At 63.6% G+C, this 11576-nt stretch carries 9 protein-coding genes and 1 pseudogene; all 10 read right to left on the bottom strand.

Going from position 1 to position 11576, the window contains the following annotated elements:
* Window position 1 precedes the first annotated feature (1 nt).
* The 10 genes and pseudogenes from pseC to rfbF all read right to left on the bottom strand — a co-directional run bounded on the left by pseC (window position 2) and on the right by rfbF (window position 11561).
* On the bottom strand, window positions 2-1183 hold the full coding sequence (pseC, locus tag ACMGGN_RS04240) for a UDP-4-amino-4,6-dideoxy-N-acetyl-beta-L-altrosamine transaminase (protein WP_119687549.1): 1182 nt from the start codon (window positions 1181-1183) through the stop codon (window positions 2-4).
* A pseudogene (gene pseB, locus ACMGGN_RS04235) lies at window positions 1180-2180 on the bottom strand (UDP-N-acetylglucosamine 4,6-dehydratase (inverting)). The gene pseC and the pseudogene pseB overlap by 4 nt, the downstream one beginning before the upstream one ends.
* A 135-nt stretch (window positions 2181-2315) precedes the next feature.
* Entirely contained in the window at window positions 2316-5213 is a 2898-nt protein-coding gene (locus ACMGGN_RS04230; protein ID WP_414156479.1) for a TIGR00180 family glycosyltransferase, read from the bottom strand.
* Window positions 5214-5267: 54 nt separating this feature from the next.
* Window positions 5268-6002 carry a cephalosporin hydroxylase family protein gene (locus ACMGGN_RS04225; RefSeq protein WP_119687552.1) on the bottom strand — a complete coding sequence of 245 codons (735 nt, stop codon included), beginning with the start codon at window positions 6000-6002 and terminating at the stop codon, window positions 5268-5270.
* Window positions 6003-6008: 6 nt separating this feature from the next.
* Window positions 6009-7094, bottom strand: coding sequence for a class I SAM-dependent methyltransferase (locus ACMGGN_RS04220; protein WP_119687553.1), 1086 nt, complete (start codon window positions 7092-7094; stop codon window positions 6009-6011).
* Window positions 7084-7941 carry an NAD-dependent epimerase/dehydratase family protein gene (locus ACMGGN_RS04215; protein ID WP_119687554.1) on the bottom strand — a complete coding sequence of 286 codons (858 nt, stop codon included), beginning with the start codon at window positions 7939-7941 and terminating at the stop codon, window positions 7084-7086. The genes ACMGGN_RS04220 and ACMGGN_RS04215 overlap by 11 nt, the downstream gene beginning before the upstream one ends.
* A 5-nt stretch (window positions 7942-7946) precedes the next feature.
* A complete protein-coding gene (locus tag ACMGGN_RS04210) occupies window positions 7947-9170 on the bottom strand; it encodes a methyltransferase domain-containing protein (RefSeq protein WP_414156478.1) in 1224 nt (407 codons plus the stop codon).
* Entirely contained in the window at window positions 9167-9727 is a 561-nt protein-coding gene (locus tag ACMGGN_RS04205; RefSeq protein ID WP_119687556.1) for a dTDP-4-dehydrorhamnose 3,5-epimerase family protein, read from the bottom strand. Before ACMGGN_RS04205 ends, ACMGGN_RS04210 begins: the two co-directional genes overlap by 4 nt.
* Entirely contained in the window at window positions 9724-10806 is a 1083-nt protein-coding gene (rfbG, locus tag ACMGGN_RS04200) for a CDP-glucose 4,6-dehydratase (RefSeq protein ID WP_174142101.1), read from the bottom strand. Before rfbG ends, ACMGGN_RS04205 begins: the two co-directional genes overlap by 4 nt.
* Entirely contained in the window at window positions 10788-11561 is a 774-nt protein-coding gene (rfbF, locus tag ACMGGN_RS04195; protein WP_119687558.1) for a glucose-1-phosphate cytidylyltransferase, read from the bottom strand. Before rfbF ends, rfbG begins: the two co-directional genes overlap by 19 nt.
* Window positions 11562-11576: the final 15 nt, after the last annotated feature.

Below are 11576 nucleotides of genomic sequence, written 5' to 3'. Positions count from 1 at the left end.
CTCAGGCATTCACGCAGCCCACCGGCAACTTCAGCAACCCGCACAGGCTGGCGATCACTTGATCCTGCTGAGCGTCAGTCAGCTGCGGGTACATTGGCAGGCTCAGGGCTTGTGCGTAGTAACTTTCGGCCTGCGGAAAATCACCCTGTTTGAAGCCCAGGTCGCGGTAATAGGGTTGCAGGTGAATGGGAATGTAATGAAGGTTGACCCCAACTCCTGCAGCCCGCATCCCATCGAAAATCTCCCGGTGTGAACGCGGGATACGATCACACTCAAGGCGCACCACGAACAGATGCCAGGCGGACTCGGCATCCTGCTGAGGTGCCTGGACGCTCACGGGCAGGTGCGCCAGCAAGCGCTGATAGCGAGCCGCCAACTCGCGGCGACGGGCAAGGAACGCATCCAGCCGGGTCAGTTGAGACAGCCCCAGGGCAGCTTGCAGGTCGGTGATGCGATAGTTGAAGCCCAGTTCAAGTTGCTGGTAGTACCAGGCACCATGGCTTTCTTCGGTCATTTGGCCCGGGTCACGGCTGATCCCGTGACTGCGCAGCCTGCGCAAACGCGCGGCCAGATCCGCACGCGCGGTAAGCACCATGCCGCCCTCGGCCGTGGTGATGATCTTTACCGGGTGAAAGCTGAACACCGTCATGTCGGCATATTCGCCACAGCCGACCGGCTTGCCCGCGTAACGTGCGCCGACCGCGTGGGCAGCGTCCTCGATAAGGGTAAAGCCATACTGCCGGGCCAGCACCGCGATCGAACGCATGTCGGCGCTTTGCCCGGCAAAGGCCACGGCGACTACTACCTTGGGCAGGCGCCCCTCCCGGGCGGCCTGCTCGAGTTTCAGCGCAAGTGCCTGGGCGTCGATAGTCCAGGTGTGCGGGTCGATATCGACGAAATCGACACCGGCGCCGCAGTAGCGCCCACAGTTGGCTGATGCGACAAAACTGATGGGGCTGGTCCATAGCCAGTCCCCGCTCCCCAGGCCAGCGGCGAGGCAGGCAAGGTGCAGCCCCGCAGTGGCGTTGCACACAGCTACCGCGTGCGTTGCGCCACAACGCTGGGCCATAGCCTGCTCGAAGTGCTCGATCAGTGGCCCCTGAGTCAGCCAGTCGGACTGCAGCACCTCTACGACCGCGGCGATATCCGCCTGATCGATGCTCTGCCGAGCATAGGGGATCATGCTGGCAAGCCTGCGTGCAGGTCTGCCAGCTGGTCCACGGTGAGGAAGGCGGGATTGGTATCGGAACGGTACTCGAAGTCCTCGGCAACCCAGCGCCCGGTTTCACCCACGCAATCGATCGCAAAATCCACATCCGTATGGTTGAAGCGGATCGACGGAACGATGGTGAAATGATCACCAAACTCAAGGGTCATCCGCGCATCGTCCAGCGGGATCATCAGTTCGTGCAGCTTTTCCCCCGGGCGGATGCCGACCACGTTCTGCGGCAAGTGCCCGGCCATGCCGCGCGCCAGGTCGACGATGCGAATGGATGGGATCTTGGGCACGAACACTTCCCCCCGTGCATGCGGGCAAAGCTGTCGAGCACGAACTGTACGCCATGGTCGAGGGTGATCCAGAAGCGCGTCATCCGCGGGTCAGTGACGGGGAGCTCGTGGGCACCCTCCTCGATCAGGCGCTTGAAGAATGGCACCACCGAGCCCCGGGAGCCCGCCACATTGCCATAGCGCACAACCGCAAAGCGGGTGTCCTGTTGGCCGGCAAAATTGTTGGCGGCCACGAACAGCTTGTCGGACAGCAGCTTGGTCGCACCATACAGGTTGATCGGGCTGGCCGCCTTGTCGGTGGACAGTGCGACGACCTTCTGCACGCCATTCTCGATCGCCGCGGCGATGATGTTTTCGGCACCATTGACGTTGGTGCGGATGCATTCGGTGGGGTTGTATTCGGCCGCGGGCACATGCTTGAGCGCGGCGGCATGAACCACATAGTCGATACCGCGCATGGCCTGGCGCACGCGCTCGGCATCACGGACATCGCCCAGGAAATAGCGCATGCACGGCGCGTTGAAACGCTGCTGCATCTCATACTGTTTCAACTCGTCGCGGGAGAACACCACGACGCGCCGCGGGCGGTAGCGCTCAAGCAACCGCTCGATGAAGCGGCGCCCGAACGACCCGGTCCCCCCGGAGATGAAAATGGACTTGTCGTCGAACATACCTGGTTCCTAGGGGCGGCGCCGTCAGCTGACGAAGGCGCCCGATTGCACTGTAAGGCAGGGCGCACAGCGTACAGATTTCTGACTCGCGCCCCCAATGAACCAGCTCGAAGCAAGATGCAGGCCAGTGCTGCGTCAGGCGATCAGCCCGGCCCAGTCCAGCGCCGCCTTGCCGGGGGCAAGCACCTGGCTTTGGACTGTACCTTGCCACTGCGCCGACCATTTGGCGCGCAATGCCGCCAGCGCCGCCTCGTCCTTGGCGACCACGCCGGGGTGAATCACCTGCACCTGTGGCGTCCAGACTGTCAGCAGGCCGGCCGCGGCTGCTTTCAGGCACAGGTCGACATCACCATGGGCATGGGCGAACGTGGTTTCGTCGAGCCCCTCCAGAGCACGGAAGACTTCGCTACGGACCATCAGGCAGCTCGCCGAGACCGCTGGGCAGTTCTGCTCGACCGCCAGCCGATTCAGGTAACCCACGGCATTTGCGGCCTCACCGGCAAAAGCTGGCGCAACTGCGCCTTCGGCGTCCAGCAGCAAGCCCGCCTGGGCAAGCTTGCCGTCAGTATCGAGCAGCTTGGCACCGACCACGCCTACTTCCGGACGCTGCGCCTGGTTGAGCAACGCTTCGATCCAGTTGGCATTGACCACTTCGGCGTCCGCCGCCAGCAATATCAGGTATTGCCCCTTGGCCTCGGCACTGGCAGCGTTGCATAGCGCTGCCGCGCTCAGGCGCTCGGCACTTTGCAGCACGCGCACCTTGCCAACTTGCTGCTGCGCCAGCCATTCGAGCAACTGCGGTGACTGACTGGCGTTGTCGGCGATCAGTACCTCGTAGCGCGCATAGCGAGTGCGCTGCAGGATGCTCTTCAGGCAGCGCTGCAGTTCATCCAGATTGTCCTCGCTGCGCAGCACGATGCTCACCAGCGGCCGCTCGACGTGCCTGTAGTCGATACGCAAGGTGCCAGGCAGCGGCGTACTGACCTGGGCCTTGTAGCCACGGCCGGCCAAGTGTCGCATCAAGGCCTGGCGGGCATGCTCGCTGTCCTTGGCCTGCGGTGCCGGGGTGATCAGCATCGGCTCGTCGAGATGGGCCAGCCCGTTGAGGCCGCCCTGCTCGATCAGGCGCAGCAGCAGGTCGAACTCCAATGCCTCGGCAAAGTCCTTATCGAAGCCACCCGCCTCCACCAGCACCTCCCGACGCAGCAGCCAATGGCGTGCCATCAGCGCGGGATTGGCCTGCAGCAGGTCCAGGTTTACTCCCGGGCGCAGCAGCTCTCGCCAGGCACCATCGGCCTGTTGCTGGATCTCGTCTACCGCGACCGCTCGGCAATCGGGAGCGTTCAGCAGCTCGAGGCTGGCGCGCAAAAGACCGGTGGCGGTGAAACGGTCACCCGCATCAGCCAGCAACAGCCATTCGCAGGCCGTCTGCCGGGCGATCTGGTTGATCCGCTCGACGTAGTCTTCGCGGCTGACCTTGATGAAATGCAGGGTGTTCTGCAGCGAGGTGGCCACAGGCGGCTCGCCTGTGGTGAAGACCATGATCCGGAACGCCTTGCTCAGGCCGCCCAGCAGGCTGTCGAACGTGTCCTGGAGCTTGGCCATGTTGTTGTCCAGGTCCAACAGCAGGATGCCGAACTGCGGACCACCCTGATGCAGCGCCAGGTGCTCGTTGATGGTCGCTAGCGCGGCGGTGTCCGGCTTGCGCGCCTCCAGCCAGTCGAGCAGGCGACCCGAATGCATGCTCCCAAGCAGTTCGCGACCGCTTTGCTTCAATACGCCTTCAAGCCGTGCCAGCCAAGCGAACAGCGCCTCGCTCTCCTCGGCCTCATCACTGTCACGCAGGTGTCCGGCCAGGTGCCGCACCACCTCACGGTTGAACGCGTTGCACTGCAGTGCCTCCCACAAGCGGGTACGTACGGTGCCCGAAGTGTCGCTGGGCTGTGCCAGCAGCAGCTGTTCCTGGCGCAATAGCAGCGGCTCCAGTTGCTGCAACTGCAGGCGCCCGGCCGGCATGGCATGGATCAGAAACTCCAGTGCCGTAAGCTGATCGAAGAATGCCTGGTTGTAGAACGGCATTTCCACGTACTGGGACGGCTGGAAGGTACGCACCGGCGGGTTCAGCGGGTCGGTCCAGCTTGACTCCCAGATCAGCTCCAGGGTCATCGCCCGGCCTTTGAACAGCCCCTCGGCAGTGACTGCAAAGCTGTCCAGGGCCAGCTGGCGCCGCGCCTCATGGTCCAGCCCCTCGATGGCGGTCGGCAGGCCGGCAAGGAAGTCGGCAAACTGTTCGCGCTCGGCCACCGACTTGGCGTCGGTGAAGGCCAGCACATGAATGACCTCGGTCTGATGCTCGGAGACACCGTAGTTGGTTTCACGTACCGCGTAGGGGATTGGCAGGATCCGCGCTTTGGCGTTGGTCAGCAGGAAGTACGCGTGGCCGATTTCCTGCCACTCGAAGCTCGTGCCCTCGGGCAGCAGCTCAAACCACTGGCGCAGCAATGCAGTGCGGGTGACAGCGAAGAAGGGCGGGATGAACTCACCCATGTAGTCCAGCAGGCGCTGTTCAGCGCGCGGAGCGTTGTAGTCCTCACGGACCTTCTTGTTACGCCGGTAGTACTTCACCTGGGTGGCTTCGGCCAGGTAGTTCAGACAGTAGCCATGGCACAGGCCGTAATCGGGGTTGGCCTCAAGGAAGTCCAGCGACTGGTTCAGCCCGTCGTACAGCAGGAAATCGTCATCAGCGGCGAAGGCCATGAACGGCGTGTTCACCCGGCCCACGCCATAGGCCAGCTTGGCCTGGAAGCCCTGGTAGGAAAACTGTGGCAGGTGCAGGTACTCGACGCCGGGGTACTGCGCGGCCATCACCTCGGCCGATTCGCCCGAGGAATCCAGCACGAGGATCGAGCACCGATAGCCGCTGTAATACTGCAGCGTGCGCTGCAGGAACGCCGGCCGGTTGTGCGTCATCAATACCAGCGTGAACCGCTCGCGCAGTGTGGCTGCCTGGTCTGCCGAGAAATTGCCTTGCATAGTCTTACCCACCATTGGCGTTGCCGCCGAAGAAATCGAACTCTGTTGAATGTCTCAGCGAACCCGGCGCAGGTAGCCGTCCGGTGCCACGGTGACCAGCAGCTTGTTCTGCAGCTGATAGTCGATTTCGAAGCTGTCGTTACCCTTGAGGTATTCCCAAACTGCGGTCTTGGGGTTGTCGCCAGGCCCCCACGGGCGATCGGGGAAGAAGTCTGCCGGCATGTCCTCGACCACGGTGTCCATCACCACGCAGTAACTGCCCACGGCCACCAGCGGCGCATACAGCTCCAGCTCCTTGAGCACGTGCTCATGCGTGTGGTTGGAGTCGAGCACCAGGATGACCTTCTTGCCTTCGGCGAGCGCCCTGACCTGCCCGGCGATCTCGGCATCGATGCTCGAGCCTTCGATCATGCGCACGCGCTTGCTCATCGGGTGCGCCTCGATGGCCTGGCGGTTGTGCGGGCGGATGTCGATGTCGATGCCAAGCACTTCGCCATGGCCCTGCAGCTCCAGCAGGGAGGCGTAGTAGAGGATCGAACCGCCGTGAGCGATGCCGCACTCGATGATCAGGTCAGGCTTGACCTGCCAGACGATCTCCTGCATCGCCATCATGTCCTGGGGCAACTGGATGATCGGCCGGCCCATCCACGAAAAATGGTAGCTGTACTTGTGCTCGGCGGACTTGTTGAAGAAGTCGCGAGACAGTTGCTGCAGCTCCTTGTCTTCGCCCTGGGAGGCGATCTGCGCGTTGCACTCGGCTTCGAAGGCTTTGATCGGCGTGTCGGTCATGGTTCTTTACTCGGTTGGCTGGTCGGTGAAATCGGCATTGTCGACGGCGTGATAGACAAAACGGCCATCGGTCATGCGGCGGATTTCCTCGAGGTAATTGGAATTCATCACGAACAGGTGGGCGCCATCCGGCAGGCTTTGCATCGCCTCTTGCGGCGATGACACCCGCGCGCCACTTAACGGCAGGTAGCGACCCTGCTTGGCAGGATTGATGTCGATAACCTGGTCCACCGGAGCCCCGGCACGCTGCAGGAACAGCGAATAGATCACGCCCTTGGACGATGCGCCCCAGATCGCCGAACCACGTCCGGCATCGCGGCGCACCAGACGTGCGGCATGCTGCAGGCTGGCACTGAAATCTGCCGGCAACGACAGCGGCGGCACGGGCTCGAGCGTGGTGCGCAGGCTGGCAAGGTCGGCAACGATGTACAGGTACTGGCCATCGAACAGGTGACCGGCCTCGGCGACCGTACCGAACAAGCGGCGCAGGTCGGCCAGGCGGAAGTAATTGACATGCTCGTAGAACAGGTCAAACCAGGCCTTGTGCTCGATGATCCAGTCCAGGCAGGGCACTTCGATGTATATCTGCCCTGCCCCGCCGTTGGCATCGGCGATGGCGGCAAGGAACGTGACCGGGTCCTGAATGTGCTCGAGCACATGGCGCAACACGATGGCTTCGGCCTGGCGGTTCAACTCACGGGTGAAGGGCGCTTTGACCACGTCCGGGTTGTCGCCCTCGTAGGCCGGGTCGATGCCGGTGACGGCATAACCGCGCTCGCGCAGCAGTTCGAGGAACCAGCCTTTGCCACAGCCCACTTCGATCAGACGCTGGCCCTTGAAGTGGCGGGCGATGACACCTTCGACATCGTCCAGGTGGCGCTGGAAGCGCGCCGAATGCGCCTGCTCGTTCTGATAGTCGCTGTCGTAGCTGAGCTTGTCGGCATCGAAAGCGTCGTTGTAGACCAACCCGGTGCGGCTGTCCTGCACCAGACGCATCTCGGCGCAGGCAGAGGTACGGGCCGACTGGGCATCGGCGAATGTGCGGTTCTGCAGCACCGGCAGGCCGGTAGCGCGATACAACTCATGTTTCATGGCGTGCTCCCAGCAGAGCCTGCAACTTGCGGGCATCGCCCCAGAACGCCATGGGTTCGTGGGCAGGATAAGGGTAATGGCCAAGATTCAGCGCAAGGGTGGCGTTGCGCTCGGCGATGCGGGCTTCCACCAGCTTGCGTACCGATATCGGCTGGCCGCTGCAGCAATTGACCACGCCGCTGAAATCGCGCTGCCCGAGCAGGTCGGCCAGGTATGTACTGGCGCTTTCGATGGCAAGGTAGTCGCGCAGTTGCTCGCCACCTGACATGTCGAAATGCGGCTGCCCCTGGTCGATTGCGCGGTCCAAGGCTGCCAGCAGGCTGCCTGGGTTTTGCCCCTCGCCAAACAGGTAGAACAAGCGCACCCACTGCAGGTTGAACGGTTGCTGGCGGGCCAGGCTTTCGAGGAACAGGCGCAAGCTGTGCTTGGCCAGCCCATAAGGGTTGGCCGGCTGGCAGTCCAGCGCCTCGTCCAGCGCGCCATTGCGCAGGCCATATTCGAAACAGGTGCCGGCCACCTGCACCTGGCCGACACCGGCTGCGACGGCACGCTTGATGAAGGCATAGTCAGCCATCAAGTTGCGCTCCAGGTGGAACAGCCCTTGATAATTCGGCAGGCCTGGCCAGGCCAGGTGCACCAGCGCATCGATGCCGTCGCACAACTGATTGACGTCCAGCTGCGGGTCATGCAGATCGGCGCCGACGAAATCGACCTGGCCGAACCACGGCATGGCTTGAGCCGGCTCCAGACGACGTGCCAGCGCACGCACCCGGTACCCGCGCGCCAGCAAGGCGGCGACCAGATGCCGGCCAACAAAGCCTGTGGCACCGGTGACAAGCACCTTCATCGCGGTCACAGGACGGTCAGCTCAGGCACGGCGATCACAAAGCGCCCGCCCCATTTGCGGATGTGCGCCTGCTGCTCGCTGACTTCCTTGAGCAGATTCCACGGCAGTACCAGCACATAGTCCGGCCGCTCGATGGCCAGGCGCTCGGGGGCGACCACGGGAATTCGGCTGCCCGGCAGGAACTTGCCCTGCTTGTGCGGGTTGGCGTCGGCCACCCAGGCCAGCAGGTCGGGCTTCACGCCTGCGTAGTTGAACAGGGTGTTGCCCTTTGCTGCGGCGCCATAGCCAACCACTCGCTTGCCTTCGGCCTTGGCCTGCAACAGGAAGCGCAGCAGCTGGTGCTTGATCCGCTGCGCCGCCGGTGCAAGGGTGCTGTAGAACGCCGCCGTGCTGACACCGACCCGCGCCTCGATGCCAAGCAGGTCGTCGACACTGGCCTGGCGTGGGCGCGGGCCATCGGCGCGCTGCACGAAAACCCGCAACGATCCGCCATGGGTCGGCAATTCGCTGACATCGAAGATCACCAGGCCGTTGCGAGCACAGAGCGTGTTGACCGCCGTAAGCGACAGGTAGGAGTAGTGCTCATGGTAAAGGGTATCGAACTGCTGCTCGGCCATCAGGCGCAGCAGGTGCGGAAACTCGAAAGTGGCCACACCATCGGCTTTGAGCAGGGCCGCGAAACCGCGCAGAAAATCGTTGATGTCCGGCACGTGGGCGAGCACGTTGTTGGCGGCCATCAGGTCAGCCGACCAACCTTCACTCGCCAGGTCACGGGCGGCCTGTTCGCCGAAGAACACCTCACGAATCTGCAGCCCTTTCTCCCGGGCCGCCTGCGCAGTGCTTCGGGTGGGTTCGACACCTAGACACGGAATGCCGCGCTCGGCCACATACTGCAACAGATAACCGTCATTGGCGGCGATTTCCACCACCCGGCTCTCGCCGTTCAGGCCGAAACGCTCGACCATCTGCCCGACATAGTCGCGGGCATGGGCCAGCCACGAACTGGAATAGGAGCTGAAATACGCATAGTCGGCATCGAACAGCGTCTCGGCGCGGGTGTAATCCTCGGTCTGCACCAGCCAGCACTGCTCACACACCGCCACTTTAAGCGGCACCCAGGCCTCGGCCGCGGCCAGTTGGTCAGCGCGCAGGTAGGCGTTGGACGGCGGCGCAGTGCCAAGGTCGATCAGGGGCAGGCTCAGGCAGGTACCACAGCCACGGCAGTTCATGGACGCACTCCGGTAAACGACAGGTCCAGCCAGGGATGAGCGGCATCCCGGGCCGACAGATTCTTGACAGCGAGCGGCCAACAGATGGCCAATTTCGGATCGAGTACCGACAGCCCGCCTTCGCGGCCCGGCGCATAGTCGGCACTGTGCAGGTAAAGCAGCTCGGCATCCTCGCTCAGCACCTGGAAACCATGGGCAAAGCCGGCCGGTATCAACAGGCTGCGGCCATCGCCGGCCCGCAAGTGCTCGGCGTGCCAGTGCAGGAAGGTTGGCGAGCCTTCGCGAAGGTCCACTGCCACGTCCCACACCTCACCGCGCAGGCAGGTGATCAGCTTGGCCTCCGGGGTGTCGCCGGTCTGGTAGTGCAGGCCACGTACGCTACCTGAGCCCTGAGTGTGCGAGTGGTTGATCTGGCGCACATGGAACGGCGCACCCAGGGCGCCCAGGCTGGATTCGCAGAACAGCCGCGCGAACTGCCCGCGGGCATCGCCATGGCGCTTGTGCTGGACACTGAACAGGCCACCCAGTGGCAAGGCTTGCAGCAGCAGATCAGTCACGGCAACTCCGTGTACAGGTTCAGCTGGTGCAGCGTGACGGCGCGCATGTTGTCGCCACGCTGCCACGCCAGGTGCCAGTCGAGCGTGTGCTGCAGGCATTCGTGCAACGACCAGCGTGTACGCCAGCCCAGCACCTGGCGGGCGCGAGAGCTGTCCAGGCGTAGCAACCCGGCTTCATGCAACTCGCTTGGCTCGACCCGCACCCCTGGTGCCTGCGGCCATTGCCGGGCCAGGCGGTCGACCACCTCACCGACGCTGCACATGTCGCCTTCGCTCGGGCCGAAGTTCCACGCACCGGCGCAGGCCGGCCCCTGGGTATACAGGCGCTCGGCCAACTGCAGGTAGCCGGCCAGCGGTTCCAGGGCGTGCTGCCAGGGGCGCACGGCCTGCGGGTAGCGCAGGGTGACCGGCGACCCGGCCGACCAAGCCTTGAGCACATCGGGTACAAGCCGCTCTGCGGCAAAGTCTCCACCGCCCAGCACGTTGCCGGCGCGCGCGGTGGCCAGGGCCACGCCATGTTCTGCGTGCTCGGCGGCCGGGAAGAATGACGCGGCATAGGACTGCGCCAGCAGCTCGCAGCAGGCCTTGCTGCTGCTGTACGGGTCATGCCCGCCCAGGGCCTCGTTCTCGCGGTACGGCCAGGGCCATTCCTGGTTGGCATAGACCTTGTCGGTGGTGACCAGGACGCACGCACGCACCCCGCCAACCTGGCGCACCGCTTCAAGCAGGTTAAGGGTGCCCATCACGTTGCTGGAATAGGTACCTAGCGGGTCACGGTAGGCCTCGCGCACCAGTGGCTGAGCCGCCAGGTGCAGGACGATTTCCGGCTGGGCCTGGGCCACAGCTTCAAGCAGCGCGCCGAGGTCGCGCAGGTCGCCGCGCACGTCGGCAATGTCGCTGCCGACCTGGGCAAGTTCGAACAGGCTTGGTTCGGTGCCAGGGTCCAGCGCGAAGCCTGTGACCTGAGCGCCGAGCTCATGCAACCAGAGCGCCAGCCAACTGCCTTTGAAACCCGTGTGACCGGTGAGCAGAACACGCTTGCCCTGCCAGAACGCTGGACTCAGGCCCACTGCTTCCATGGAGCCTCCCCGCTTTGCCAGAGTTGTTCCAGATGGTTCTTGTCACGCAGCGTATCCATTGGATGCCAGAAGCCATCATGCTCAAAGGCGTTCAGTTGCGACTCAGCGGCCAGGCAGGCAAGCGGCTCCGACTCCCAGGAAGTCTGATCGTTGGCGATGTAGTCGAGCACCTTGGGCGAAAGCACGAAGAAGCCACCGTTGATCCAGCCACCGTCACCACGGGGCTTTTCGACGAAACCGGTGACGCTGTCGCCGTCGCGTGCCAGCGCGCCGTAGCGGCCAGGAGGCTGTACCGCAGTAACGGTGGCGAGTTTGCCGTGGGCCAGGTGGAAATCCACCAGGGCGCCGATGTTCAGGTCCGAAACACCGTCCCCGTAGGTGAAACAGAAGGCATCTTCGCCCTCAAGGTAGCGAGCGGCGCGGCGCAGGCGGCCACCGGTCATGGTTTCTTCACCGGTGTCGACCAGGGTCACGCGCCATGGCTCGCTGTAGTTCTGGTGCACGTCCATGCGGTTTTCGCGCATGTCGAAGGTGACGTCCGAGGTGTGCAGGAAGTAGTTGGCGAAGAAATCCTTGATCGCGTAGCCCTTGTAGCCCAGGCAGATCACGAAGTCGTGGATGCCGTGAGCCGAGTACTGCTTCATGATGTGCCAGAGAATTGGCTTCCCACCGATTTCGATCATGGGTTTGGGCTTGAGGTGAGACTCTTCGCTGATACGCGTGCCCAGTCCACCCGCCAGAATTACCGCCTTCATGTCGTCCCCTCGTGT

It is taken from the genome of Pseudomonas sp. BNK-30 (assembly GCF_047456185.1).
GTDB classification, from domain to species: Bacteria; Pseudomonadota; Gammaproteobacteria; order Pseudomonadales; family Pseudomonadaceae; genus Aquipseudomonas; species Aquipseudomonas putida_E.
Note: the sequence above shows the minus strand (reverse complement) of the source record. Positions and strands in the feature narration are given on the sequence as shown.